Origin of the sequence: Paenarthrobacter ureafaciens (genome assembly GCF_004028095.1) — a bacterium.
Taxonomy (GTDB): Bacteria; Actinomycetota; Actinomycetes; order Actinomycetales; family Micrococcaceae; genus Arthrobacter; species Arthrobacter ureafaciens.
Genome location: NZ_SBHM01000009.1, coordinates 49,271 through 74,232 on the forward strand (window position 1 = coordinate 49,271; position 24,962 = coordinate 74,232).

A 24,962-nucleotide genomic window follows, 5' to 3' on the forward strand; every position below is an offset into this window, starting at 1 on the left:
TCCACCCACTGTCATTTTAAAACGTTGTAAGAGAACGCGGGCATATTGCTCGAAGCCTTCGTCAAACCCGGCGGGGCCGGGGCAGGTTCTCACATATGAGGGCATGCCAAGCTTGCTGGGAGCATCAATTGGGCAGCGACATCTCCGCCGTGGAACACCGCACTGCAAGCCGAAGACTTGTCGGCCTGGCCTTCCCATGGCGGCGGTGGTCCAGACAGACATGCCCCGTGAGCCGAAGGAGACGGCTCACGGGGCTTTTCTCTTCTGTCAGATGTTGAGGCTGAGGAGTTGTTCCAGCTACCCCTTGACACCCCCGGAGGTCATTCCCGCAACAAACCAACGCTGGAATGCCAGGAAGATGGAGAGAACAGGGATGAAAGCAACGACGATGAATGAGGCGAAGAGCCCCCAGAAACTACCGAAGCCGGTGGTTATGTAACGCACTATGCCGTTCTGGACAGTCTTCATGTCCTCTGTGGTGGCCAGGACGGTACCCACAAGGAAGTCGTTCCACACGAACACGAAGATGAAGATGGCCACGGCTGCGATACCGGGACGGATGAGCGGAAGGATGATGCGCCACAGAATCTGTATCCGCGAACAGCCGTCGATGGCTGCCGCTTCCTCGATTTCGACGGGTATGTTCTCGATGAAATTCCGCAGGAACAGGATTGTTTGTCCACAAATGATTGCCGTGTAGACGATGATCAGCATCGGGTAGGTGTTGATCAGTGCGGTCTTGACAAACATGGAGTAGAGCGCGATGAAAACGACGATCGCCGGGACCATGGACAGGACCAGAATTCCGGTCATCAAGGTTTCCATGCGGCGGCTACGGTATCTCGTGGCCACATAGGCTGCGGGGATGCAGATGGCCAGAGCAAGGACGATCGAGCCCCCGGCATAAATGAGAGAGTTCACGAAGAAGCGAATGTTGGTCGATGTCAGAAGACCCACATAGCCCTCGGAGGAGAACGGAGCCGGTATCCACCTAGGCGGGAATTCCAGGGTTCCCGAAGCAGTCTTAAGTGACGTGGACACGATCCAGGCCACCGGCGGGAGTACCACAGCGGCGGAAAGTATGACGTACGCCCAGGCCGGTACTCCCCGGACGAAACTGCCCAGACGGCGCTGGCGGCGCGAGGTTGTGGTACTCACAGACTTTCCTTCCGTCGGAATCGGATGGCGACGAGGGTCAGGGCGATATTGACCGCGAAGAGCAGGATTGCCGTTGCCGAGGCGCCGGAGAGATCGAATTTGTCAAACATCTGGTTGTAAACGCGCATGGACAACGTCTCTGTCGAGCCGATGGGGCCTCCGCGTGTGGTGACCAGAATGATGGTGACCATCTGCACATAAAGCATGAGAAGGACCACCACAACGGAGACTATGGTGTTCCGCAGGTAGGGGAGGGTGATGTTCACAAATCCGTGCCAGATGCCGCCCCCATCCACTTTCAGGCTTTCGCGGAGCTCCTCGGGAATCGTTTGAAGAGCGCCCAGAAAGAGGAGCATGGCCTGCGGGTAGGACCACCACGCAGTCATCAGGGTCACTGCAATCAGCGCACTGGTCGGCGATGAAAACACGTCAGTGGGACCGAACCCGAGGGATTTGGTGATGGCGGAAGCCGGTCCGTAGTTGGGGTTGAGGAACCAGAGCCAGATTGTTCCTGCAGTGGCTTGCGACATGAGCCAGGGCAGGAGGAAGAGGCTCCGAACGGAGCGCTTGAAGCGGTGAAGGTTGTTGAGCACGATTGCGGAAAGCAGCCCCGCCGGCAGAGCGATGACCAAGGCGCCCAGCGAGAACACCAAGGTTGTCCAAATGCGGCTCGGCAGGTCGGAGTCTGAGAACAGTCGGACAAACGAATTCAGCCCTGAAAACTTGCCGATCTGGTAATAGGACGTCTCGTGTAGTGCCGTCCACGCTGTATAGATGAGGGGCCCAACAAAAACGAAGAGGAAGACGGCGCTGACTGGGAGGACATAGAGCCATACCATTCGGTCCTTGCGGACCCGGCGAAGAGCCTGGGTGCTTAAGGGAGACGCTGCGGTCTTGAGTGGGCTGCGGGTGGGGCTTTTAGTTGACATTATCTGTCCCTTCCGAGGGGGCCTGATTGCTCAGGCCCCCGAATATCACGAGCGGCTACTTCTTGTTGGCCGCATCCTGCGCAGAACGGATAAAGTCGTCGCCTGATGAACCGTTAAGGGTCAGCTTTTGTCCGGCCTGGGAGAGGCCAGTGGCAAGCGCGGTCCATGTGTTGGAATACGTGCGTGGTTCACTGTTGCTCTTGACGTAGGCTGCGATGTCGTTCACGGTCTTTGCCTCAGGAGTCGAGAAAAACGGTTGCTCGTAGGTAGCTGCGCGCGTGGGTACCTCGCCGCCGGTTGCCATCAGAGCACCGGCTTCCGGGCCGGTCATGTACTCGATGAACTTCCAGGCGGCCTCGCTGTTCTTGCTGCCATTGCCGATGCCCAAGGTCCAACCAATGGTGGTACCCGTCGTATCGCCGGTACTCGCTTTCGGCAACGCCGTCCACTTGAGGTCCTTGTTCTGCGAGCCGAAAGACACCGCCCGTTCCGTGCCCAAAACTGCCATGGCGACCGTTCCGCTCGCCATACCGTCAGCTACAGTGCCGTAGGTGTCCGAAACGACGTTGCTACCAAGGGCTTTCGCGTCCCTGAGCTTGGCCAGGAAGTTACCGAACTCGTTGCCTTTGGCCGTCGCGAAATCCGCCTGTCCGTCTTTGTTCCAGATTTCCTGATCTACCTGTGTCATGAAGCAGTTGAAAAAGGTGCTGATGATGGCCGAGTTGTCCGTGTCCGAGAAGCCGGTCCCGAATCCGGTGTAGCCGGCCGCAGCAGCCTTCTTGGCAACCTCGACGACCTCCTCATAGGTAGAGGGAACTGTGGCGCCGATCTGGCTAAGGATCTTTTCGTTGTAGTAAAGGGCGCAGGTCCTGTATTCGTACGGTACGGCAACTGCTTTGCCATCAGGGCCTGCGAGAGTATCCGTGGGGCGCAGCCAGTCAGTCACCTTGGAAGCAGCGTCTGGCAGAGGGGAGTAGACGCCGGCGGATGCCATCTGGGGAACTACGGGAGTGAACATCTTGAAGACATCAGGGGCCTGACCTGCTGCCGCGGCCTGCGGAAGTCGGTTCAACATATCGCCCAGTGAAACAACCGACAGGTTGACCTTGATGTCCGGGTTGGCCGCCTCAAACTTAGCAATGTTTTCTTTTAGCGCCTTTGAACGCGGATTTGCCTGGCTGGGATCAAGGAAGTCCCAGTAGTTCAGGGTCACGGGACCTTTGGGCTCCGAAGCCGAGGGGGAGCAGCCACTAAGGGCTAGGCCGGCTACGACGGCTGTAACGAGCGCCAAGCCCCATCGCTTTTTAATCATGAATTTCTCCTGTGAATGAGTGTGTGCTGATGCGGAAGCATGCCGTGCTCAAGCGACGCGCGCTCAATGCGGAACGTCGACGGTCAGGAGAAGTCGATTTGTTCATCAAGTCTCTCCTTTGAGATCGGTTGCATTTTTGATAACTAGAAATGAGATCGGTTGCTGAGATCGGTTGCACTAAATTTAGAGCGGTGGAGTTGCTCTGTCAAGGGATCATGTGATGTGGGTTATATGACGGCGAACTTCGCAATGCCCACTCCGATGTGCCGCCGGAAGGGGCCCGCCCCTTCGGACAGGGTTATCGCCGCCTAGGTCATGCCGGCGTCGATCCCGATGAGCTTTCGGATGTGATGGCAACTCAAAGGACCGCTCATCAAACGACGCCGTCCACCCTCGGATCAGACCAGTCCCGCGACGTTATCGCCAACCCCCTCAGGGCATGTCGAGATGGGTTCGGTGGGCGGTGTTTTTGTTGGTGTTCCAGCCTGCGATGATGCCGGCGCCGATCATGTTGTCGGTGAGGCGTGCGAAGCGGTAGCCGGGGTCGGTGTAGAGGGCGAGTTGGAGGTATTGGTGGGCTTTGGATCCTCTGCCTTCCCACCAGTTGATGTAGCCGATGGTGGTGAGGATGGGTGCTGCGTGCTCCGGTGCGGCCAGGGTGTAGGTGTGGGTGAGGAGTTGTTTGGCCCATTCGATGCGTGACCAGTTCGGTGCCTGGGTGGTTTGGGCGAAGAGGATGCGAACCGATGGTTCGTCGATGCCGGGGATGTCGGCCATGAGCCGGTCTCGGTTGTGCGGGAACTGGTAGTAGGCGATGAGCTTCAGAACGTCCTGGTCGCTGGGGTAGTCCTTGGTGGCGAGCATGCCGTTCCAAAGCTCGTGCGCATCGTGCACCGCTGTCGCTGGCGGCTGGTTGAGGATGGTTTGTTTGTGGTGTTCGACGGCGGTCGCGTCCTCAGCCTTGTGGGTCGCGGTCGGGAGGGTGATTTGGTTGGTGGGTTCGATGGTGCTGCCGCGGTAGATGAATTCGGCGTTGATTTGTGAGTATTCGGTGGTGCTGATGGGTATTGCGATGTCGGGTCCGGGTGGGGTGTCGTAGGGGGAGTAGGTGGTGTCAGTGACGTAGATGCCGTCGCGGATGGTGATGCCTTCGTGGGCGAGGACTCCGGTGAGGGCTGCGATGGTGGCCCGGTGGGGCCTTGCCTCTCCTGCCTGTGGGGTTTGGGTGGTGTAGAGGGCGAAGACGATGCTGTTGGCTTGTTCGTCGGTGGTGAGGTAGGCGGCGACGGTTTGGGCGAAGTGGGTTTCGTGGCCTGGTTGTTTGGGGAGATCGATGCGGAGAGTGGCGCCGACTTTGTCTTTGTTGAGGGTGATGCAGACGAGGCTTTCTGTTGGCCAGAAGCCGAGGGTGTGGCCGATGAAGCTGAGCAGATCGGCGGGGTCTTTAATGGTGAGCGCGTTCATGGTCGTGCTTTTCCTTGTCGTTGGCTAGTGACGGTTCTATGGTCTGGGGGCCGTCTGCGTTCTACGGCGGCCACCGCCTGGGCCTGTGCATCGAGAGTTTGTTGGTCTATTTCTTCATGGACGGCCGCGGGTTGAGCGCCATGACTAAGTGGAAGCCAGGTAGCTCGGTTCATTTATTGCGGGAACGTGGTCTTTATTTGCTCTGGCTCTGGAAATATTGCTTGTCAACTGCCGGTTTATTGAGCGCGTGGTGCAAGATTGTGCTGGGGGAGCGAAACCTGTTGTTGTCGACAGTTGCGGTGAACCCGCAGCCTCTGTTTCCTGACGACGATAGGTCTATAGATGAGCGTTCCCGCCGGCTGGTACACCGACCCCCAAGAAGCTTCTTTGGTCCGGTATTGGGACGGCCGTCGATGGACCCAACACGTTCAGCCTGCTCAGCAGCAACAGCTTGTCCAGCCGCAGCCGACGGTGCCTCAGGTTCCGGTCCCCGTGCAGCAAGCACCGCAACAGCCGTCCGTAGAGCAGCCTGGTCCGGAACCAGTGCGGAAGGTTGGGTTCTTCGGTGCACGGAAGACAGCCGGGAGCCGCACAAAGAATAGTGCCTGCGGTGTTCCAATCAACGAAGAATCGCTTGTCACGGCATTTCGAGGTTGTTCCGGTATGCGGTGTTTTTGTTGGTGTTCCAGCCTGCGATGATGCCGGCGCCGAGCATGTGGTCGGTGAGGCGTGCGAAGCGGTAGCCGGGTTCGGTGTCGAGGGCGAATTGGAGATATTGGTGGGCTTTGGATCCTCGGCCTTCCCACCAGTTGATGTAGCCGATGGTGGTGAGGATGGGTGCTGCGTGCTCCGATGCGGCCCGGGGTGTAGGTGTGGGTGAGGAGTTGTTTGGGCGAAGAGGATGCGAACCGATGGTTCGTCGATGCCGGGGATGTGGGCCATGAGCCGGTCGCGGATGTGCGGGAACTGGAAGTAGGCGATGAGTTTCAGGTGTCCTGGTTGGTGGGGTAGTTCTTGGTGGCGAGCATGCCGTTCCAAAGCTCGTGCGCATCGTGTATCGCTGTCGCTGGCGGCCGGTTGCCGATGGCTTCCATGTGGCGTTCGACGGCGACCGCGTCCTCAGCCTTGTGGGTCGCCAGGGGGAGGGTGATTTGGTTGGTGGGTTCGACGGTGCTCCCACGGTAGACGAACTCGGCGTTGACCCGTGAGTATTCGGTGGTGTTGAGAGGAACCGCGATGTCGGGTCCGGGTGGGTTGTCGTAGGGGGAGTAGGTGGTATCGGTGACGTAGATGCCGTCTCGGATGATGATGCCTTCCCTCGCGAGGACTCCGGTGAGGGCTGCGATGGTGGCACGGTGCGGTCTGGCTTCTCCTGGTTCCGGAGCGTCAGTGGGGTAGAGGGCGAAGACGATGCCGTTGGCTCGCTCGTCGGAGGTGAGGTAGGCGGCGACGGTTTGGGCGAAGTGGATCTCCACGCCTGGTTGTTGGGGGGCGATGCGGAGTGTGGCGCCGACTTTGACTTTGATTGATGGTGACGCAGACGAGGCTTTCTGTTGGCCAGAAGCCCAGGGTGTGGCCGATGAAGCTTAGCAAATCGGCGGGATCCTTGATGGTGAGTGCATTCATTGTCCTGTCTCCTCGTGCGTTGATGGCAGTTGGCGGTGGAAGCCCTTCTGCTGGGGGCCTCAGCCATCCATGAGCGTGTGACATGCCTTGCGCCATGACCGTCTTCCACTGACTTCGGAGATCGAAGACAGCGCGACGAATCATTTGAGCTGCAGCGCCATACGGACACCGTCAGTACCTTGTCCGGAGGGGTGCCGGAGAACGTTTTGGCCCACCGTCATGTCCCGTCTGCTCAGGCCGGAACCAAGGAGTGAAGCATTCGAACATATGCGCCGTTATCGGTTTCACTTGGCTCGGTGGAGGATGTCTTAGTCCCTGCCCGCTAGGTACCGTTTTGGTACCATGGGGTTTCATGGCTATGAATCTCCGAGTCCCTGAGGACCTTGATCGACGGCTGGAAAAGTTGGCCGCCGAGGAACACACGTCCAAGTCCGCACTCCTATTGCAGGGGGCCGAGTTGGTTCTGCAGCGGCACGCGCGCCGGCGTGAAATTAGTGAGGGCCTTGATTTTGTGTTGAGTCATGATGCTGAGCTGCTGACGCGCCTTGAGGACGCGTGACGGCTTACCTTGACATTGAGGATGCGCTTCAAGTTATTGATCGCTACGGCTTCCATATCCGCGACGTCGGCTTGTTGGCGTCGGCGTTGGCCAGGCCGGCGACAACGGTCATGGGCGCTGAAGCTTATCCGGAACTAGCGGTGAAGGCGGCTGCCTTACTTGAGTCGGTCGCGCGGTTCCATCCACTCCTTGATGGGAACAAGCGGACTGCTTGGACGCTCATGGTGCTGTTGTTGTGGATCAACGGCTACCGTCATGACTTCTCAACTGACGAGGGCTTCGGACTGGTCGTCGGGGTCGCCGCTGGGGAAGTTGAGATACGGGATTCGGCCGCTGTGATTTCGAATCATTTGGTGCCGCGTTAACTCGGCCTTCCCCTAAGAGGAAGGTGTGGACAATGTCCACACCTTCCGCCTCGGACTAGCCCGTACACCCCCCGGACTGGCCCGGACTCCGCAAGTTTCCGCGGGAACCCAGCAATAACAAGGCCGGGAATCGCGTTCGAGTCCCACCTCGGGCACGGCATAACCCCTTTTCAGAGGGGTTTTTGCTTTTAAGTGTGGACAAATGTTGACAAGTCCCTCTGCCTCATGACCCGGATGGTGCCTGGCCGCCGGGAACGGCCTGTTCAGTTTGGGTGGGGGAGCGGGCTCAGCGTCCTGGCGTGTGGGCGCTCCGCTGGCTCTGGGTTGGGGACATTCAAGCTCCCTCTTTCGGTTCTGTCCGGTAGGTCTGGAGTGCCCTACACATCTTCATGGAGAGGAAGACTGAGCGCAGCATGACTTCCAGTCTCTGGGTCAAAGTTCTTGATCTTGGCGCGTTGCTGGAGCTCAGAGCCCTGACTGAGTGCGAGCCTAGTCAGGCCAAAAGGGGGTGTGGACATTGTCAACGCCTAAACTTCCGTCGGTGACCTACGTCCAGAACTGCCCCGCAGCCATCTTTGTTGAAGTACATCGGCCTTGAGCGCTAGAAGCTGAATAAGTCGAGTTGGCTCGGTGGCCCGCACTGCAGGGTCACGACATCGTTTCGGGTGAATCGGTATGAAAAATCCCACGACGTCGACATAGCTCAGGTCGTGCAGTTGATGGCCGCGACAACTCGCTCCGCGAGTCGGATGGCAGATAACCAGCCGAAGTTCGGACTCCACGGGCCCTGCAAACTGAGCGAATTCGTGCGAACTGTTTGCATCGGGTCTGGGCCGCCCCGTCAGGGCAGCCCAGACCCGGGGCAAAGGGGGCAGCATTTGCCAGTCCTCTGTCCTGTCAGGCTGCGATGTTGTACTTGATCCACTCGGTCAGGCTGGTGACTGGAATTGAGTGCCTCGCGTTGAAGGTGTCGTCCTTTGGCCAGGCCACTCCTCGGCCCTGGGCAAAGACGGCGCGGTATTTTCGTGTCATATTGTCCGGGTCGTTGGCCAGCTCGTCCAGCAGGAAAGGCACTGTCCATTCCACGACCCGGAACGGACGCTCAAGCACGGATTCAAGGGTCCGCGCCAACTCACCGTATGTGATGGTGTCGCCGGCAAGGTAGACGATCTCGTTGCGGATGCGTGGTTCAGCAAAGAGGATCTCAGCGGTGAGGACGCCGATGTCTTCGGGGGTCGTTACGGTGACAGCTGTATCCAGGCTGCCCAAGGCGTTGACAGTGTCGTTAGGGAGATCGACCATCCCGGACCCCGGCTCGAAGAGGTAGTTCATGAACATTCCGGTGGAGATGATCACCCACTCGGTCTCGTGCTGGGACCTGAGCAGATCCCTGACATCCAGTTGCGAGTCGAAGATGTCCTGGGGACTTCCCCGGCCGATCACGTCGAAGTCGACGCCGAACTGCCAGGGGAAGTATCGAGGGAGTTTCGCTTGGAGAGCGGCCTGTGCAACTTTCATGGGAGTGTCAAGTCCGGCGGTGATGCCCGTGCAGCCGATCACGGTGTCGTAGTTCGCGAAGATCGAGGCAAGTTCATCGACCGTGTTCTTGACCAGGTCGCCCTGGACAATCCTTACGCCCAGGTTTCGGATCTCGGCGAGATCGCGCTGCTTATCCGGGGCAGCGGATTCGACAGTATTCGCCCGCAGGAGCACACTGACAGTTGAGACGTTCACGTCTCTGGCCCGCCGTGCCACATTGCGAAGCACGGGCATGCCAAGTTCTCCCGCTCCGATGATGAGGATGTGCCGCGAGCGGGCGGACGGAATTTCGTTTGTCATTAGCGCAGAGTCCTTACTTGATTCGTGTTCCCAGCTTTTGCTGATGTGGAGCGCCGAACGCCGGCAGTGTGTCGACGTTGACGTCGTGTTCAAGAGGTCAGGCTCGAGCGCTCCACTCCTGGGCGAGAGGCGGTCATGTCTTTCACCCAAGTGTCCGCACAGGATCCGTTTGGGAACAGACCTGTCGACGGGCACGAATGCCAGCGTAGACTTTGACATTAGTGTCAAGGTCAAGTCGACGATCCAAGTGAAGAGGTACAGACGGTGAAAATCGGTGAGGTTGGCAAGGAACTGGGCGTCCAAACTCGAATGCTCCGCTACTACGAGCAACAGGGGCTCATCCAGGCATCCCGTTCGACCAACGGGTACCGCGAGTACTCTGACGAGCAGATCGAGCATGCCCGCCACGTCCGGGCTCTGATAGCGGCCGGCCTGTCGACGAGGATGATCAAGATCGTGCTGAACATCGAAACTCCAGCAACCCAAGGTCAATCCACTGTAGGCAATCGGGCTCTGGCGGAGGAGCTTGCTCAAGAACTGCGCGTCGTGGAAAACAGAATCGTCTGCCTGGAGAAGAGCCGTGATGCTGTCATTGACTACCTTCAGCGGACAAATCACGCAGATCTACTGACAACGACGTGACCTTCCACGTGCCATTTTGCTTCGCTCAGTTAGATCACAACCACCCGTGGCCACGAACGCACAATGTCCTTGCAGCACGTCTTTTGAGGGGTTGCTCAATCGGGAGTGCGATGCCGTCAGCCGCGTGGTGGAAGCTTTCGAGATGCGATCCGGCCCCTGACCGGTCACGCCCGTGACGCAGGACCGGTTGGTTTGGTTTAGTTCAGGGCCGGGGTGTCCTTGGGGATGACGCCGGAACCGTAGAGATCGGCGGCGAGATCCTGAAGGGCGCGCAAGGCGACCCGCTGGGGAAAGGGACCGTAGGAAACACGGGCAACACCCAGTTCCTGGAGCTCGGCCGCGGGCAGCGCTCCGGGCGCGCCAATCACGGACAATTTGCCGTGTCCGAGGCCCGCGACGAGCGGCTCAATAACGTCGCGTGTCAGGGCACCAGGGACAAAGACCAACGCCGCGCCTGCATCAAGGAAGGCGCGACCACGAGCAATAGCGTCCTCAACGCTGTCCTTGATCGGACGGTCCCCGCCCTTCGCGATGGCGTCGGTGCGCGCGTTGAGCTGGAACGGGATGCCTTCGCCCTTCGCGGCGTCGACGATCGCCTTCACCCGGGCGACAGCTTCATTGAAAGGACGCAAACGGTCTTCGACATTGGCGCCCACGACGCCGATGCCAATCGCCCGGCGGATAGTTTCCGCTGGGTCTTCATAACCGTCGTCGAGGTCTGCAGTGACCGGAAGTTCAACCGCGCTGACGATCCTCTTCACGCCCTCCAGCGCGACATCCAGGGGCATGGTTCCATCGGCATAGCCATACGCCGCTGCAATCGAGTGCCCGGCGGTGGCAATGGCCTTGGTTTCGGGCACGGATGCAACGGTCGAGGCGCTGATGGCGTCCCATACGTTGACCACACTCAGGATTTCCGGTGCCTCATGCAGAGCCTTCAATTTCTCTGCCCGGGCGTTGATATTGTGTTCGGTCATGGTTGTCCTCCGTGGTCATGATCAGGATCACTCGCCCATCTCAGCCTGGACGCCATGGCGCCTTTAGGTGACAAGGCGATAGGCGGGTTCGGGTCTTAGTTGGGGCGGGTCCGTAATGATGTTCGAAAGGGCCGTCGCAGGTGAACCTGCTTCAGCCCGAAAAGGTATCTCTCGGGCTCACGCACTCGCCACCTAACCTTCTACAGTGTGGTCGACACGCCGCTGGGGCCGTTCTCGCCATCTGGACGGGTAAAGATTCTCAGCGGTCATTCGGTATCGAAGCTCGCCGACGAGCTGGCCCGGTTCGAGCCAAACCTCGTAGTTGTCCGCGGCCAGGAACAATTCACGCCCGTAAGGCCCGTCCGCTGCCACCCAGATCATGCTTGAATCGGGCATTACGGCCTCCACCGTTCCCGCGCGGACCAACGCTCCCCGCTGCCTTATCTCTATGGGGACCCCGTCCAAGCGGTGCCACTCAGATGCGGGATACTGCATCATCGAATTGCCCTGTCATGGAGCCCGCCGGTGCCTTCCGCATGGATCAACAGATCACTCTCCTTTGATTGGGCTGTCCGTGGCAGTGGATCCGGACCCGGACTCTTCAACGAACGCCAGAACACGGGCTGGACTCGCCGTTCCGCCCACGATGGGTAAGGGCGTGACGACGATGAAAGCGCCTGCTGCCGGTAACTGGTGAAGGTTTTTCAGGGATGTAACCCCGTATTTGTCGTTTCCGAGAAGGAAATGATGCATGGGGAAAGGCGGCTCCAAGCTGAAGCCTGCGCCGGCGTCGATCCCAACGGTTTCGACACCAAAGCCGGCAATGTCGGTCTCCTCAGCGAGCCAGCGCGCGCACTCTGCAGAGACGCCGGGTGTATGCGGACCCGACTCGTCAGCATTGAGGAAAAGAGCTTCGTTGTCTCCGAAAGCATCCCATCCTGTGCGGTAAAGCAGCCACGCACCCTTGGGCAACTTGCCGTACCGGGCCTCCCACGCCTCGATGTGGCTGACCTCAAGCAAGAAATCGGGATCTGAGGCGGCTTCAGCGGACGCATCGATCAGAACGGCGGGGCCGACGAGTTTTTCGGGTGGCAGCTGTGAAATGTCCCGTCCTTCCCTCCCACTGACCCAGTGGATGGGCGCGTCAACGTGAGTGCCAAAATGTTCGCCCACATGAATGTTGTTGTGCGCCCACATTGGTCCGCGTTCGTCGTATGCCGCGACCTCTTCGAGCCTGAGATCGATGACGTTGGACAGAGGCGCCGGCAGGCGCAGGGCAGGAGTCTCAGGGGTCAAGGGCGTTGTCAGATCGATGACGCGGATGCTCCCATGGGCAAGGCCATCAATCAGGTTGGCCAGTAGATCCGGCGTTCGCGTTGTGTTGGTCATATGCGTGATGCCTGTGTAGTCAATGTGGCGCCCTTTCTTGATGGCCCTAGTGGCCCTTAAATGCTTCCTCAAGCCACCAGGACGCGAAGCTGACGGTCTTTGCATCGATGAGCAGCGGCTTGTCACGGCTTCCGTCGAGCCACTCACGCACCGGCTCCAAATCTTCGAGGTTCCGCACGGTCTGAGCTGCAAAGCCGTAACCGCGCGCGATGGCTGCGAAGTCGGTGTCAGGGAAGGTGATAAGACCCATGGCGTCATCGTCCTCACCGAAGTGATGTACTTCCGCTCCATAAGCTGAGTCGTTGTAGACGATAACAACAAGGGGGATACCCAGCCGGACAACAGACTCCATCTCCGCTGCCGCCATCAGGGCGCCGCCGTCACCGGTGCCGAGGACCGGGAGCCTGTCCGGCTGTGCGTATGCTGCCCCGATTACACTGGCCAGACCCAGACCCACACATTGGAAGGCCTGGCTGAAGACGAGCCCGTTCTCGTCAGGAATATCAAGGAAGGCACTGGGATATCCGAGGAAATTGCCCGAATCGACGGCCACCACGCGTTCCTTGTCGAGCATCCCGTCTAAAGCAATGGTGAGGGTCCGGGGATCGATGCGCTCTCCATCGCCCAGGTCCTCGTAAGGGACGTCCTGCCATCGGCCTTCGGACTTGATGGCTTGTGCGATCTCTTCAGTTCGGTAGCCAACACGGGAGAAACCGCGGCTGCGGAGCTCTCTGGCTGCGGCCGCTGCCGTAAGCCCTGCGTCGCCCAAAACGCCGAAGTCGACGGGCCGGTGCTTGCCGGGCGCCAGTGGATCAACGTCTACCTGCACCACTGTGGTGTCCGGGCCAATGAGTTCGCCGTGACGCATGGTCCACATGTTCAATGCAGAACCAAAGGAGATGATGAGGTCGGAGTCCTGGATGGTACGAGCCGCCAGCGGTGTACTGAAGCCACCGGAAATGTCCAGGTAGAACGGATCGTCATTGAACAGCCCGCGGGCGACCGCCGAGGTTGCCAAAAGGGCCCCCGAAACCTCCGCAAGATCGCGTAGCTGAGGCCCGGCACCGCGCCCTCCTCGGCCGGCAATGATGACGGGTCGATTCGACCGCTCGATGAGGTCGGCCAAGTGGCTAATGTCTTCGGTTACTGGTTCAGCCACCGTTAAAATGGCGGCCCCGCTGGCAACTGAGGCAGCATACTCTTCAGTGGTTTCGGAGTTTTGAATGTCCAAGGGGAGATTGACCAGCACAGGAATGCGGCGAGTTACTGCTGTCCTGTAAGCAAGGGCAACGTCCCGGGCGGCAGTCTCTCTGGAGATACGGAAGCTCGCGGCTCCCACGGATTCAACGAGATGGCTCTGCTCGATGCGGAAATTGGAATGAATAGCAGAAGACGCAACTTCGGCGGCGAGAATCAGCATTGGTGTGCCGGATTTCGCGGCTTCCGCGATGCCGGTGATGGCATTTGTCAGCCCGCATCCCTGATGCAAGGAGATTACAGGGACTGAGCTGCCGACTCGCCCAAAGGCGTCCGCCATCGATGCGGCACCGCCCTCGTGACGCGCGGCCACGTATGTAGCACCGCGGGCAATGAGGGCCTTGGTCACGTCATAGTTGCCGCTGCCGACAACACCAAAGACCTGGCGGACACCAAGCCCTATCAGCGTTTCGGCCACTTTTTCAAAAACACGCATCTGATTGGTACCTCTGGTTCTGATTGCTGGAAGCTCTATACGAAAATGCTCCCTGCGACGGGCTCGTCTGGCTAATGCCTATTTCAGTCGGAGAGTCTGAATAAGGCATAGCTGCTGAAGAGGTCCCGCCATCAGGAGGCCGAAAGGGTCTTCCGGATTTCTACAGCTACTTGTTCAAAACAACGCAACATCAACACCACTGCCGGGCTCGGCAGCCTGTCCTGCAAAGTGGTCACGCCAACCGTTTGGCTGATGCCTTTGATTCTCGCTCCGACAATGCGTAGCAGGGGATCGGCGGTACCGATGGTGCGTGGTTGGAGCGCAAGAAAGTCCGTCTCTGAGACCATGGCACGAAGTGTCATGGTGGAGGAGCAATCCACCTGCTGTTCGGGGAGTTCGAGGCGCTCACGGGCGAAGGCACTCTCGAGCTCCCCGCGCAGTGCCGTCTGCGCTACCGGCATGATCCACGGGTAGTTCCGCAACTGATTGAGGGCGGTTTCGCCGCGCTCAAAAACAGGATGACCGTGTCTAGCAACGACCTCGAAGGGCTCATGGTACAGCGCCGCCTGCTGCAGTTCAGGAACGTCAGGATGGGGGGTAAGACGGCCAATGACTATGTCGATTTCTCCCGCAACGAGTCCGTTGGTTAACCGGTCAGGAGTCGCTTCGTGGACGTGGACGCTGACGTGTGGCCGCTGCTGCTTTAGCCGCGCAATCGCTTTGGGCAGCAAAAGGTTGCCTCCGGCGACATACGTGCCAATGGTGACTGAGCCGGCGCTGGCGTCCGCCAGCTCTGCTATGTGCTTGGTCGCTTGCTGGAGGTGACCGACCACTGCCCGTGCGTGACTGATGAAGACTTCGGCAAATGGTGTGGGGCGGACTCCGCGGGCGCCCCTTTCGAAAAGAGGCGCCCCGAGGGCATCCTCAACTTCGCGCAAACCGCGGCTGACCGCGGGCTGCGTGATGTACAGGTGCCTGGCCGCGCTGACGATGGTCCCGTGATCGGCGATAGCTAAGACCAACACCAGATGACGGATCTTCAGGGGGCCATTCAGCAAGGTTCTGATGTCCATGCCGATGATGATATGCCCATATGGACATGGCTTGCACGCGAAAAGGCATTCGACGGACATGGTTTGGGTCCAGCAGACTGGTGATACAACCCACACCGACGAACCGGGAGAAGCACCCATCATGGCGATTCCTACTCTGCGCAACTTCGTCGGCGGAGCCTTCCTTGACGCCGCCGACAGGACATTTGAAAAGATCAGCCCCGTCGATGGCAGCGTTGTCGCCCACGTTGCCGAGGCCGACCGCGGCACTATTGACATGGCGGTCAAGGCCGGTCGGAGCGCACTTCAAGGCCGCTGGGGGAGTTCCACAGTCAATGAACGCGCAGCCCTGCTGCGGCGTATCGCGGATCGCATCGAAGCACGATTCGACGATCTGCTCGCCGCCGAAATCGCCGATACCGGCAAACCGGAAGCACTTGCCAGAGACCTCGACGTAGCCCGTGCAGCAGCCAACTTCCGCGCCTTTGCAGACATCATCGCCGCCGAAGGCCTGGACTCCTTCCTCACCGAACTTCCCGACGGCCGACGGGCCCTGAACTACGCTTTGCGCCGACCGCTGGGCGTAGTGGCCGTAGTCGTGCCGTGGAACCTGCCTCTGTTGCTGTTGACCTGGAAAGTGGCTCCCGCAATCGCCTGCGGCAACGTGGTGATCGTCAAACCATCGGAGGAAACGCCATCGTCCGCGACCCTCCTGGCTGAAATCATGGCCGAGGCCGGCGTACCCGATGGCGTGTTCAACCTGGTCCACGGCTTTGGTCCAGGATCGGCTGGCGAATTCCTCACCACGCATGAAGGCATCGACGGAATCACCTTCACAGGGGAGTCATCCACCGGCTCAGCCATCATGCACGCGGCAGCGTCCAACGTCCGCCCGGTCTCTTTTGAACTGGGCGGTAAGAATGCTGCACTCGTTTTCGCAGACGCGGACCTCGAAGCTACTGTGGACGGGCTCACCCGGTCAATCTTCACCAACACCGGGCAAGTCTGTCTCTGCACCGAGCGCGTCTACATCCAGCGTCCCATCTTTGACGATGTCGTAGCTGGACTTGCTGAGCGCGCCAGAGGCTTGACGCTAGGTCAACCTATGGATCCCCGGACCACCACCGGACCACTGATCTCCCTCACTCACAGGCAAAAAGTTCTTTCATACCTCGAACGCGCTAAGCAGCTAGGCGGTGAGGCGATCGTGGGTGGTGGAATCCCCAATCTGGGCCACGAACTCAGTGGTGGCGCTTGGATTGAGCCGACACTCTGGACCGGGCTCAGCCACGACGCACCCGTGATGCGCGAAGAAGTCTTCGGCCCCGTCGCAGGCCTGATTCCCTTCGACGACGAGGAAGAGGCCGTGCGCCTGGCCAACGACACAAAGTACGGCCTGGCTGCTGCCGTTTGGACCACCAACCTGGAGAGAGGACACCGGGTTGCTGGCCGCATGAACACTGGAATTACATGGGTCAACACCTGGTTCCTACGCGACCTGCGCTCACCCTTCGGCGGAGCCGGACTGTCCGGTATCGGCCGCGAAGGGGGAACCCACTCCCTCCACTTTTATACCCAACCCAGCAACGTGTGCGTAAACCTGAGCGAGGCAACACGATGACCGCAACCCACCCAGCCCCACCAATCAGCGAGATAGCCCGCAGACTCGATCAGGCCGAACGTAAAGGTATCGCCATAAGTCAATTCGGCGACCTACTGTCGCTCGAAGCTGCCTATGAGGTACAAGCCGAATTGCGGGACCTTCGCTTGGCGCGGGGAGAGCACCTTACAGGCGCGAAGCTGGGGTTCACCAGCGAGGCGAAGATGGCGCAGATGGGCGTCAAGGAAGTGATCGTTGGATTCCTCACCTCGACCATGGAAGTGCACAACGGCGACCGCCTTCGGCTTGACGGGTCCGTTCACCCACGCGTTGAACCCGAAGTCGCCTTCCGCTTCGGCCAGGCCGTTCCGCCAGATGCATCGGAGGAACAGATCATTGCAAGCGTGGACGCAGTGGCACCCGCGCTTGAGATCATCGATTCGCGTTATCTCAACTTCTCGTTCAGTCTCGCTGACGTCGTTGCCGACAATACCTCGGCCAGTCGCTACGTCCTGGGCGAGTGGGCTACCTTTACGGACGATCTTGCCGGTCGGACGGTAACGCTGCTTGTCGACGGATCCATCACCGAAACAGGGACCACTTCGGCTATCCTCGGTGACCCCCTGAACGCTCTGCGGGAGTTTGCCCGAGTGTACCGCCGCCACGGAGTCGGACTCCCTGCCGGTGCAGTACTGCTGGCAGGTGCAGCCACTGCTGCGGTTCCTCTCTCGCCAGGGTCCACCATCACTGCCATCGTCGCCGGCATCGGCAGCGTTGAACTGGAGACGGCAGGAGCTGACTCATGAGCGGGGCGAAACTCATAGGGGACATGGCAAAGCCCCGTGGCCGCTTTCCCCACGTCAAGACTGCCGGTGACGTTATCTACGTCTCCGGGACAAGCAGCAGACGACCGGACAACACCTTCGTTGGTGTTGAAGCAGATGAACTGGGCACCACGAACCTCGACATTCGTGCGCAGACCCAAGCGGTCATCGAGAACATTGGACGCATTCTCCAGAGCGTCGGCGCCTCTCTCGACGACGTCGTTCAAGTCACTGCTTTCCTCGTCAACATGAATGACTTTGGCGGCTACAACGAAGTGTACGGACAGTATTTCGACGAGGATGGTCCGGCCCGCACCACCGTCGCCGTCCACCAGCTTCCACATCCACACCTTCTTATCGAAATCCAGGCGATAGCCCACAGGAGGCAACCGCCGACAACATCAACACGACAACTGGAACAACAAGGAGCAGGACAATGACCACAAGCACCAACAAGACAAGCATCCTTCCCGTTTTCAACTTCCAGCAGTGGCTGGCCGAAAACGAGGCCTCTTTGAAGCCACCGGTAAACAACAAAGCAATGTGGACCCAAGTCGATGACTTCATCGTCCAGGTGGTCGGCGGCCCGAACCAGCGCACCGATTTCCACGTCGATCCCTACGAGGAGTGGTTCTACCAGGTAAAGGGCAACATGCATGTGAACGTCGTCACAGACGAAGGCATCAAGCGGGTAGACGTCCGGGAGGGTGAGATGTGGCTGCTCTCGGGCAACATCCCCCACTCACCCCAGCGACCCGAAGCCGGCTCCATCGGCATCGTAATCGAGCGCATCCGGGAGGAAGGAACCACGGAGAAGTTCCAGTGGTACTGCCTTGAGTGCTCCGACCTCATTCACGAGGTCGAACTCCAGGTCCGGGACATCGTGGAAGACCTGCCGCCCGTATTCGAGCAGTTCTACGCCAGCGACGTTTCGGCGCGCACGTGCAAGAACTGCGGGGCTGTCCACCCCGGCCGGGGCTAAGCAACCCTCCGGAAAACGCATCTAAGGAAAAGATCCCTGTGACCAACCTTTCACCAACCATCGACATCCACACCCACTACGTGCCGAACGGGTGGCCCGACCTTGCCCAGGAAACTGGCGCAAACGGGCCGTGGCCTTGGCTTCGCAGCGATTCGGAACGGGAAGCGATGCTCATGCTGGGCTCCGCTGAATTCCGGCCCCTCCGCTCTAACGCCTGGGCCGCCGAAGAGCGGCTCGCCGCCATGGATGCGGACGGTGTGGACGTACAGGTTGTCTCACCTACCCCTGTGTTCTTTTCCTACGCCCGCGATCCAAAAGAAGCGGTCAAAGTGAGCCGGATCTTCAATGATCTGGCGTTGGAGGTCTGTGATCCAGCACCCCAACGCCTCATCCCTTTCTGTCAGGTGCCGCTGCAGGACACGGATGCTGCGTGCCGTGAACTTGACCGGTCACTGGAGAACGGCCACGTGGGCGTTGAAATCGGCAACCACGTGGGGGACCGCGATCTGGACGATGAAGGTATCATCACCTTCCTGCAACACTGCGCAGACCGGAACGCCGCCGTTTTTGTGCACCCTTGGGACATGCCCACTTCACCCCGGCTCGATCGATGGATGGCGCGCTGGTTAGTGGGCATGCCCGGGGAAACACACCTGTCCATACTGTCGCTCATCCTCGGTGGTGGCTTCGACAGACTGCCCGCCCACCTACGCCTGTGCTTTGCACACGGCGGTGGCTCCTTTCCCTACTGGGTAGGGCGCATGGACAACGCCTGGCACCAGCGCCCGGACCTCATTGCCACATCCGAGTTTCCACCATCGCACTACATCAACCGGTTCAGCGTGGACTCAGTAGTTTTCAATGACGCCTCCTTGCGGCTACTCACCGACGTGATGGGAAGCGAGCACATCATGCTGGGATCCGATTTCCCCTACCCCTTGGGCGAAAGGCCCGCGGGAAACCTCATCAGAAAGTCTGCCTTCTTGACTCAAGAACAACAGAGTCAAATCCTGAGCAGTAACGCACAAAAATTTCTCGGGATGGACGTCGACGCTGACGTCCAGATCTTCGACGAGACTCCGGCCAGTGCTTGATGGCTGACCCGAAGGATCCCCAATGTCGCGGATCTTCGCCCCTTACCCCCCTTTTCCCAGGAGACGCTCATGTCACAAAAAGCCCCAGGCACCAGCGATGCCAAAAGCCATGGAATTAAGCGCTATATCGTCGCATCCCTCATCGGGAACTCGCTCGAATGGTACGACTTCTTCCTCTATGCGACGGCGGCTGCCATCGTATTCGGAAAACTGTTCTTCCCGGCCGGCACTGACCCGCTTGTTGGTACTTTGGGAGCCTTCGTCGGCTTCGCAGTTGGGTTCGCTGCCCGTCCTTTTGGCGGGATTCTGTTCGGTCACATCGGTGACCGGGTGAGCCGAAAAACGGCCCTGGTGTTGACCCTGACCATCATGGGTATCGCCACCTTCCTGATGGGCCTGCTGCCCACGTACCAGCAGGTAGGTATTTGGGCGCCGATCTTGCTGGTCGTTCTGCGCGTTCTTCAAGGCATCGCTGCCGGCGGTGAGTGGGGCGGAGGCGTTCTGATCATCAGCGAAAACTCATCGGATAAGCGCCGTGGCTTGTTTTCCGCATTCAGCCAGGGCGGCGTTACCCTCGGATTTGTCCTCGCGTCGGCAGCTTTCTATCTCGCTCAGCTACTTCCAGAGGAACAATTCCTGGCGTGGGGCTGGCGCCTGCCGTTCCTTGTGAGCATCCTGTTGTTCGGCGTGGGAATGTACATCCGGTTCCGCTTGCCGGAAACCAAAGAATTCGAGCAGGTCAAGAACGACGGCGAACGGGCCGCATTGCCGGTATTGACGGCACTGCGGACACACCCCAAGGAAATCCTGGTCGCCATGGGACTCCGGATGGCAGAAAACGGCGGCTCCTACCTGCTGCTGTCGTTCTCACTCGTTTACGGTGTGCACGTGGGAGTCGAACGAGGAACGCTGCTCTTGGGCGTTATGCTCTCCATGCTCTTTGCATTCTGCACCATTGTTTTCTTTGGGCATCTATCCGACAAGATCGGCCGGCGAAAAGTGTACGCAATCGGGGCTACCGCACTGGCACTCATGGCCTTCCCCTTCTTCTGGCTCATCGACTCGAACTCGCCAGGCCTTATTGTTCTCGCCTACTTCATCGGAAACGGAATTTGCCACGCTGCCATGATCGGGGCCCAGCCGGCATTCTTCCACGAACTGTTCAGCCCCGAGGTGCGTTATTCAGGAATGGCATTGGGCCACGAAGTAGCAGCCGTTTTTGCCGGGGGACTGGCACCGTTCATCGCTACCGCACTCCTGCTGACGTACAACAGCTCGACACCGGTTGCCCTGTATGCGATCGGCCTCGCTGCCATCACACTGATTGCGTTGGTCTTTTCCAGGAATGTGGGCCAGCACCGAACGTCTCCTACAGATACTCAAAAGCACATCGACGACACTAGAGTCGCTCGCCGCTAGCCTCGTCCATTCCTGCCGGAGCCCCCACCGTGGCACTCCGTGGGCTCCACCCAACTGAACAGAAGAGAACCAGACATGGCAGTATCCATCATCGGCGCCGGCGAATCTCCGTACACGCGGCATCCACAACCGCAGACCACAACATCGGGCACTCTCGTTGACGCGGTGAGCCGCGCGCTCAAAGATGCCGGGCTTTCCCCAAATGACGTCGACGGTTTCGCAGTATCAAGCTTTACCTTGGACCCGGACCACGCTATCGACCTCGCATGGAGGATGGGTCTGAAGCTGACTTGGCTCATGCAAGATACCAACGGGGGTGCCAGCGCCGGGAACATGCTGCAGCACGCCGTCCACGCCATCGAAGCAGGCGACGCCTCGGTCGTTGTACTCGCTGCTGGCGATCTCATGGACCATGGTGCCTTCGCCAACCTCGTTGCCACATACAACCGGGCTACGGCTGACCATTTGTCCCCGCTGCCCATGGCGGGACCCAACGCGCTCTTTGCCATGCTGACCACCCGCCAGATGGAGAAATATGGTCTGACACGGGAGGACTACGGACGCATTGCAGTGGCCCAGCGGCAATGGGCGGGCCTGAACCCAGGGGCGGTGTACCGCGCACCTTTGACACTCGAGGAGTACCTTGCCGCTCCTTTGGTTGCCGAACCCCTGGGCCGCTTCGACTGTGTTCCCCCTGTTACAGGTGCCGACGCCGTTGTGGTGGTTGCGGACGAGAGGGCAAACGGACAGCGTAGGGCGAAGATTCTTTCGACAACCGCTTCCTACAATTCGGACAACCAGGCGGGCGATGGCCTGGTCACCGGCTTGCGGTCTTGCGCACCCTTGGCATGGGAGAGAGCGGGCGTCTCCCCGGGGGATGTGGACCTCATAAGTGTCTACGACGACTATCCGGCAATGGTGGTCGCCCAGCTCGTGGACATGGGGGTGGTCGCAGAGAACGCGGGCATCCCGGAATTCATCAGGTCCCGGATTCAGCCCCGGGAACTGGCCCTCAATACCTCTGGAGGGCAGCTCTCCGCCGGGCAGGCAGGATCTGCTGGCGGCATGCATGGCCTCGTGGAGGCCGTAAGGCAACTGCGGGGACAAGGGGGAGACCGGCAGGTGCAAGCGAAACTTGCCGCAGTAAGCGGCTACGGCATGGTGTTGTACCGCTACGGTGCGTGCGCAAACCTAGCAGTGTTGGAGGCTTCTGAATGAGTGCTGTTTTTCAAAGATGTGTCAATTGCCGGGCGGCCTACTTCCCGTTCCGCCTCATCTGCTCCACATGCTTCAAGTCTTCGTTCATTGAAGACAAGGTCGACTCCGGGCTGGTGGAATCTGTCACCCTGCTCCCCAGCGGGCAGCAGACAGCCACCGTAGTATGCCTCGAGGACCTCCACTTCATTGCCCGGATTCAAGGGGGAACAGTGGAAGCAGGCGACCGAATCAGCCTCACCAACACTGCCAGTCAAGAAACTGCCCTTGCGGGCTACGTACCTTTTCAGAGAACTGAAGCCTAGGAGTACCATGTTCGACGATACCTACCATGCAGGGTCGGGGCCCGCCTCGATGACAGTTCCCGGCCTGCTGATAAACCGGGCCATAAAGCGCCCCAACGCACCGCTGCTGCGCTGCGGATCCATTCGCCGTGACGGTCAGCAAATGCTGCAAGCCATTGCCCTGGCCGGAGGAGTCCTGGTGAACCATGGCATCCGTCCCGGTGAGCGTGTGGCGTTGATGTCCTCTAACCGGGTGGAACTCCTGGACCTCATCCTAGGGTGTGCATGGGTGGGCGCCATAGCTGTTCCCATCAATACAGCCGCCCGCGGCGAGCAGCTTCACCACATTCTTGCCAACTCCGAGTCGTCGCTTCTCGTCACGGAGGGTGCACTGCTTGAGCATGTGGACCGCATTCCGGAGCTTTCATCATTGCGACAGATCTGGCTGCTGGATGAGCCGGATTCCGGCCTCGGCAGCCGGTACCCTGTCACTGGTCTTCCCCAGCCGGATTCGCGAGCCGAGCCTGCACCTGTGCTTCCGGGCGACACGGCCGCAATCCTGTACACGTCCGGTACCACCGGTGTGTCCAAGGGTGTTCAATGCCCGCAGGGCCAGTTCTACTGGTGGGGCGTCAACGTATCCCAGCAGCTTGAGCTCACAGACAAGGACGTACTCTACACTTGCTTGCCGCTTTTCCACACGAATGCCCTAAATGCTTTCAGCCAAGCACTGGTCAGCGGCGCCGAGTACGTTCTGGGACCTCGCTTCTCGGCTTCAAGATTCTGGTCAGATGTTCACAGCGCCGGTGCGACGTTCACGTATCTACTTGGTGCCATGGTGAGCATCCTCGCGAGCAAACCACCTACTCCGCTGGACCGGGCGCACGGAGTGGTTGCCGCTCTGGCGCCGGCAACACCGGCTGGCTTGCTGGAGTCTTTCCGGGACCGGTTCGGAATCACCCTGATGGACGGCTACGGTTCAACCGAAACCAACTCGATTGTGGCCTCCAGCCGGAGAGAGCAAAGGCCCGGCTACATGGGAAAGGTGCAGCCCGGGTTCAGTGCCCGTGTAGTGGACGAGTATGGGCTGGAAGTCCCCGCCGGACAGCCAGGCGAGCTGTTACTGCGCAGCGACCAACCCCATGCATTTGCGACTGGTTACTACCGGATGCCCGAAGCCACCGTCACAGCTTGGAAGGACCTCTGGTTCCACACTGGAGACCGCGTTGTGGTAGACGCCGACGGATGGATGCGGTTCGTGGACAGAATCAAGGACGTCATCCGCCGCAGGGGCGAGAACATCTCCTCCGCCGAAGTCGAGCATGCCCTCCTTGAACACCCCTTGATCAGCGAAGCCGCGGTCTACGCCGTGGACTCCGAACTCGGTGAAGACGAAGTCATGGCAGCAATCGTCGTCAAGGAACCCATCGAGTTCAGCGAGATCGCAGCCTTCTGCGAGCCACTGCTTGCCAAGTACGCCATCCCGCGCTTCATGCGCATTGTCCAGGATTTGCCGAAAACCGAAAACGGCAAAGTTCGGAAGACCGTGCTGAGAGAGGAAGGCACTGCAGCAGCCGAATGGGACAGGGAATCGCAGCAGCACAAACAATCCACGCCGGCATTGAGCCCCATGGGCCATAGATAAGCCAGTCGAGGACCGTTCATGGAACCTCCAGCTGCCAACAACGACAAACTGGCAAGTCTTCACGCGCTGATAGGAACAACAATGCATACAACCACCAAGACCGGGCAGCGGCGGGAAGAGGTCCTGCAGGGCTTCGCCCAAGAGCTGCTCACCGCCACAAGAACCAGAGTCCCTGTGCCACCCGTGCGTGACCGGCTGGCCTCCATGACCATCCAGGATGCGTACGAGGTTCAGGCCGACCAATTGAAGCAACACCAGGCAGCCGGTCGGATCCTCGCCGGAAGGAAAGTCGGCTTGACCTCCCAAGCCATGCAAGCACAACTTGGCGTCGACTCGCCCGACTTCGGTTTCTTCTTCGAAGACATGGTCCATCACGACGGAGCAGAAATCCCCAGCGACAGTTTCATCTCTCCAAAAGTTGAGCCAGAGTTTGGCTTCCTGCTCAAAGAGTCACTCCAGGGCCCCGGTGTCACCTACCAGCAAGCAGTTGATGCCGTGGAAGCCGTCTACCCAGCGATCGAGATCATCGATTCACGCATCGCTGACTGGAATATCCGATTGGTGGACACTGTGGCGGACAATGCTTCCTGCGGCGCCATCGCAGTTGGCCGGACGCCGCTGGATATCCGCGTCGACGAACTCAAACAGGTCGAATGCACCCTGCGCATTGATGACCATCCTGTGGAAACCGGTACTGGCCAGGCTGTCATGGGTGACCCGATCCTGGCGCTGGTTTGGTTGGCCAACATTTTGGGAGAACAAGGCGTTGTCTTGGAAGCCGGACACCTTGTCCTCCCGGGATCATTCACCAAGGCCCTTCCTGTGGTTGCTGACAGCAGCGCGACCGCAGACTTCGGCGACCTTGGATCCCTGACAATCCACTTCACCTAGCCC

At 59.5% G+C, this 24,962-nt stretch carries 26 protein-coding genes; 14 read left to right on the top strand and 12 right to left on the bottom strand.

The genetic code is table 11. The features are described 5' to 3' along the window. Positions 1-297: 297 nt before the first annotated feature. The 4 genes from AUR_RS18905 to AUR_RS18920 form a co-directional block, all read right to left on the bottom strand. Entirely contained in the window at positions 298-1,158 is an 861-nt protein-coding gene (locus AUR_RS18905) for a carbohydrate ABC transporter permease (protein WP_062096488.1), read from the bottom strand. After that, complete coding sequence (locus AUR_RS18910; RefSeq protein ID WP_241650975.1) at positions 1,155-2,087, bottom strand: carbohydrate ABC transporter permease; 933 nt, start codon at positions 2,085-2,087, stop codon at positions 1,155-1,157. Before AUR_RS18910 ends, AUR_RS18905 begins: the two co-directional genes overlap by 4 nt. 55 nt (positions 2,088-2,142) lie before the next feature. Continuing rightward, on the bottom strand, positions 2,143-3,399 hold the full coding sequence (locus AUR_RS18915) for an ABC transporter substrate-binding protein (RefSeq protein WP_128397283.1): 1,257 nt from the start codon (positions 3,397-3,399) through the stop codon (positions 2,143-2,145). 432 nt (positions 3,400-3,831) lie between these two features. Continuing rightward, complete coding sequence (locus AUR_RS18920) at positions 3,832-4,863, bottom strand: DUF4192 domain-containing protein (RefSeq protein ID WP_062096494.1); 1,032 nt, start codon at positions 4,861-4,863, stop codon at positions 3,832-3,834. 342 nt (positions 4,864-5,205) lie between these two features. On the opposite strand from AUR_RS18920, the gene AUR_RS20865 reads away from it, so the two are divergent. Continuing rightward, the gene (locus tag AUR_RS20865) at positions 5,206-5,562 is read left to right on the top strand and encodes a DUF2510 domain-containing protein (protein WP_082694582.1); all 357 of its coding nucleotides are present in this window, start codon (positions 5,206-5,208) and stop codon (positions 5,560-5,562) included. Here AUR_RS20865 and AUR_RS20870 read toward each other — a convergent pair. Together AUR_RS20870 and AUR_RS20360 are read right to left on the bottom strand one after the other, a co-directional pair. Continuing rightward, positions 5,501-5,914: a DUF4192 family protein gene (locus AUR_RS20870; RefSeq protein ID WP_164888708.1), complete on the bottom strand. Its 414-nt coding sequence runs from the start codon at positions 5,912-5,914 to the stop codon at positions 5,501-5,503. The two genes, AUR_RS20865 and AUR_RS20870, sit on opposite strands and share 62 nt — an antisense overlap. Further along, the gene (locus tag AUR_RS20360) at positions 5,850-6,338 is read right to left on the bottom strand and encodes a DUF4192 family protein (RefSeq protein ID WP_062096496.1); all 489 of its coding nucleotides are present in this window, start codon (positions 6,336-6,338) and stop codon (positions 5,850-5,852) included. Before AUR_RS20360 ends, AUR_RS20870 begins: the two co-directional genes overlap by 65 nt. Positions 6,339-6,841: 503 nt before the next feature. On the opposite strand from AUR_RS20360, the gene AUR_RS18935 reads away from it, so the two are divergent. Next, positions 6,842-7,048, top strand: coding sequence for a ribbon-helix-helix protein, CopG family (locus tag AUR_RS18935; RefSeq protein WP_241650976.1), 207 nt, complete (start codon positions 6,842-6,844; stop codon positions 7,046-7,048). Further along, entirely contained in the window at positions 7,045-7,413 is a 369-nt protein-coding gene (locus AUR_RS18940; protein ID WP_062096498.1) for a type II toxin-antitoxin system death-on-curing family toxin, read from the top strand. Before AUR_RS18935 ends, AUR_RS18940 begins: the two co-directional genes overlap by 4 nt. A gap of 897 nt (positions 7,414-8,310) precedes the next feature. Here AUR_RS18940 and AUR_RS18945 read toward each other — a convergent pair. Continuing rightward, on the bottom strand, positions 8,311-9,252 hold the full coding sequence (locus AUR_RS18945; protein WP_062096501.1) for an aromatic alcohol reductase: 942 nt from the start codon (positions 9,250-9,252) through the stop codon (positions 8,311-8,313). Between the two features lie 264 nt (positions 9,253-9,516). Between AUR_RS18945 and AUR_RS18950 the strand changes: the two genes are divergently transcribed. Continuing rightward, the gene (locus AUR_RS18950; protein ID WP_082694583.1) at positions 9,517-9,894 is read left to right on the top strand and encodes a MerR family transcriptional regulator; all 378 of its coding nucleotides are present in this window, start codon (positions 9,517-9,519) and stop codon (positions 9,892-9,894) included. 197 nt (positions 9,895-10,091) lie between these two features. On the opposite strand, the gene AUR_RS18955 is transcribed toward AUR_RS18950, so the two are convergent. The 5 genes from AUR_RS18955 to AUR_RS18975 form a co-directional block, all read right to left on the bottom strand. Next, positions 10,092-10,871 carry an isocitrate lyase/PEP mutase family protein gene (locus tag AUR_RS18955; protein ID WP_062096505.1) on the bottom strand — a complete coding sequence of 260 codons (780 nt, stop codon included), beginning with the start codon at positions 10,869-10,871 and terminating at the stop codon, positions 10,092-10,094. Between the two features lie 192 nt (positions 10,872-11,063). Beyond that, entirely contained in the window at positions 11,064-11,267 is a 204-nt protein-coding gene (locus tag AUR_RS20415) for a hypothetical protein (protein WP_179012845.1), read from the bottom strand. Positions 11,268-11,420: 153 nt separating this feature from the next. Continuing rightward, complete coding sequence (locus AUR_RS18965) at positions 11,421-12,260, bottom strand: cyclase family protein (RefSeq protein WP_062096511.1); 840 nt, start codon at positions 12,258-12,260, stop codon at positions 11,421-11,423. 46 nt (positions 12,261-12,306) lie between these two features. Further along, on the bottom strand, positions 12,307-13,953 hold the full coding sequence (locus AUR_RS18970; RefSeq protein WP_062096514.1) for a thiamine pyrophosphate-binding protein: 1,647 nt from the start codon (positions 13,951-13,953) through the stop codon (positions 12,307-12,309). Positions 13,954-14,084: 131 nt separating this feature from the next. Further along, positions 14,085-15,026 (bottom strand): LysR substrate-binding domain-containing protein, encoded by a 942-nt coding sequence (locus tag AUR_RS18975; RefSeq protein ID WP_164888709.1) that lies wholly within the window; start codon positions 15,024-15,026, stop codon positions 14,085-14,087. Positions 15,027-15,147: 121 nt separating this feature from the next. Between AUR_RS18975 and AUR_RS18980 the strand changes: the two genes are divergently transcribed. The 10 genes from AUR_RS18980 to AUR_RS19025 all read left to right on the top strand — a co-directional run bounded on the left by AUR_RS18980 (position 15,148) and on the right by AUR_RS19025 (position 24,959). Further along, on the top strand, positions 15,148-16,626 hold the full coding sequence (locus AUR_RS18980) for a 2-hydroxymuconic semialdehyde dehydrogenase (RefSeq protein WP_062099142.1): 1,479 nt from the start codon (positions 15,148-15,150) through the stop codon (positions 16,624-16,626). After that, positions 16,623-17,411 (top strand): 2-keto-4-pentenoate hydratase, encoded by a 789-nt coding sequence (locus tag AUR_RS18985; protein ID WP_062096519.1) that lies wholly within the window; start codon positions 16,623-16,625, stop codon positions 17,409-17,411. Before AUR_RS18980 ends, AUR_RS18985 begins: the two co-directional genes overlap by 4 nt. Then, positions 17,408-17,869, top strand: coding sequence for a RidA family protein (locus tag AUR_RS18990; protein ID WP_062096521.1), 462 nt, complete (start codon positions 17,408-17,410; stop codon positions 17,867-17,869). The genes AUR_RS18985 and AUR_RS18990 overlap by 4 nt, the downstream gene beginning before the upstream one ends. Continuing rightward, entirely contained in the window at positions 17,866-18,411 is a 546-nt protein-coding gene (locus AUR_RS18995; protein WP_062096523.1) for a 3-hydroxyanthranilate 3,4-dioxygenase, read from the top strand. Before AUR_RS18990 ends, AUR_RS18995 begins: the two co-directional genes overlap by 4 nt. 38 nt (positions 18,412-18,449) lie before the next feature. Next, positions 18,450-19,505 (top strand): amidohydrolase family protein, encoded by a 1,056-nt coding sequence (locus AUR_RS19000; protein WP_062096525.1) that lies wholly within the window; start codon positions 18,450-18,452, stop codon positions 19,503-19,505. Between the two features lie 69 nt (positions 19,506-19,574). Continuing rightward, positions 19,575-20,924: an MFS transporter gene (locus tag AUR_RS19005; protein ID WP_082694585.1), complete on the top strand. Its 1,350-nt coding sequence runs from the start codon at positions 19,575-19,577 to the stop codon at positions 20,922-20,924. 75 nt (positions 20,925-20,999) lie between these two features. Then, the gene (locus tag AUR_RS19010) at positions 21,000-22,142 is read left to right on the top strand and encodes a thiolase family protein (protein WP_062096528.1); all 1,143 of its coding nucleotides are present in this window, start codon (positions 21,000-21,002) and stop codon (positions 22,140-22,142) included. Continuing rightward, a complete protein-coding gene (locus AUR_RS19015) occupies positions 22,139-22,444 on the top strand; it encodes a hypothetical protein (RefSeq protein WP_062096537.1) in 306 nt (101 codons plus the stop codon). The genes AUR_RS19010 and AUR_RS19015 overlap by 4 nt, the downstream gene beginning before the upstream one ends. Positions 22,445-22,451: 7 nt before the next feature. Next, positions 22,452-24,068, top strand: coding sequence for an ATP-dependent acyl-CoA ligase (locus AUR_RS19020; protein WP_082694586.1), 1,617 nt, complete (start codon positions 22,452-22,454; stop codon positions 24,066-24,068). 81 nt (positions 24,069-24,149) lie between these two features. Then, complete coding sequence (locus AUR_RS19025) at positions 24,150-24,959, top strand: 2-keto-4-pentenoate hydratase (protein WP_062096539.1); 810 nt, start codon at positions 24,150-24,152, stop codon at positions 24,957-24,959. The last annotated feature ends 3 nt before the right edge of the window (positions 24,960-24,962 follow it).

Excerpts from the sequence above, each read along its gene's own strand:
- AUR_RS19020 (WP_082694586.1), top strand. The coding sequence starts at position 22,452 with ATGTTCGACGATACCTACCATGCAGGGTCGGGGCCCGCCTCGATGACA.
- AUR_RS18975 (WP_164888709.1), bottom strand. The coding sequence starts at position 15,026 with ATGGACATCAGAACCTTGCTGAATGGCCCCCTGAAGATCCGTCATCTG.
- AUR_RS18920 (WP_062096494.1), bottom strand. The coding sequence starts at position 4,863 with ATGAACGCGCTCACCATTAAAGACCCCGCCGATCTGCTCAGCTTCATC.
- AUR_RS18990 (WP_062096521.1), top strand. The coding sequence starts at position 17,408 with ATGAGCGGGGCGAAACTCATAGGGGACATGGCAAAGCCCCGTGGCCGC.
- AUR_RS20415 (WP_179012845.1), bottom strand. The coding sequence starts at position 11,267 with ATGCCCGATTCAAGCATGATCTGGGTGGCAGCGGACGGGCCTTACGGG.
- AUR_RS18970 (WP_062096514.1), bottom strand. The coding sequence starts at position 13,953 with ATGCGTGTTTTTGAAAAAGTGGCCGAAACGCTGATAGGGCTTGGTGTC.
- AUR_RS18945 (WP_062096501.1), bottom strand. The coding sequence starts at position 9,252 with ATGACAAACGAAATTCCGTCCGCCCGCTCGCGGCACATCCTCATCATC.
- AUR_RS18915 (WP_128397283.1), bottom strand. The coding sequence starts at position 3,399 with ATGATTAAAAAGCGATGGGGCTTGGCGCTCGTTACAGCCGTCGTAGCC.
- AUR_RS18985 (WP_062096519.1), top strand. The coding sequence starts at position 16,623 with ATGACCGCAACCCACCCAGCCCCACCAATCAGCGAGATAGCCCGCAGA.
- AUR_RS18965 (WP_062096511.1), bottom strand. The coding sequence starts at position 12,260 with ATGACCAACACAACGCGAACGCCGGATCTACTGGCCAACCTGATTGAT.
- AUR_RS18995 (WP_062096523.1), top strand. The coding sequence starts at position 17,866 with ATGACCACAAGCACCAACAAGACAAGCATCCTTCCCGTTTTCAACTTC.
- AUR_RS18980 (WP_062099142.1), top strand. The coding sequence starts at position 15,148 with ATGGCGATTCCTACTCTGCGCAACTTCGTCGGCGGAGCCTTCCTTGAC.
- AUR_RS20865 (WP_082694582.1), top strand. The coding sequence starts at position 5,206 with ATGAGCGTTCCCGCCGGCTGGTACACCGACCCCCAAGAAGCTTCTTTG.
- AUR_RS19015 (WP_062096537.1), top strand. The coding sequence starts at position 22,139 with ATGAGTGCTGTTTTTCAAAGATGTGTCAATTGCCGGGCGGCCTACTTC.
- AUR_RS18935 (WP_241650976.1), top strand. The coding sequence starts at position 6,842 with ATGGCTATGAATCTCCGAGTCCCTGAGGACCTTGATCGACGGCTGGAA.
- AUR_RS19005 (WP_082694585.1), top strand. The coding sequence starts at position 19,575 with ATGTCACAAAAAGCCCCAGGCACCAGCGATGCCAAAAGCCATGGAATT.
- AUR_RS18910 (WP_241650975.1), bottom strand. The coding sequence starts at position 2,087 with ATGTCAACTAAAAGCCCCACCCGCAGCCCACTCAAGACCGCAGCGTCT.
- AUR_RS19025 (WP_062096539.1), top strand. The coding sequence starts at position 24,150 with ATGCATACAACCACCAAGACCGGGCAGCGGCGGGAAGAGGTCCTGCAG.
- AUR_RS19010 (WP_062096528.1), top strand. The coding sequence starts at position 21,000 with ATGGCAGTATCCATCATCGGCGCCGGCGAATCTCCGTACACGCGGCAT.
- AUR_RS20870 (WP_164888708.1), bottom strand. The coding sequence starts at position 5,914 with ATGCGCACGAGCTTTGGAACGGCATGCTCGCCACCAAGAACTACCCCA.
- AUR_RS18955 (WP_062096505.1), bottom strand. The coding sequence starts at position 10,871 with ATGACCGAACACAATATCAACGCCCGGGCAGAGAAATTGAAGGCTCTG.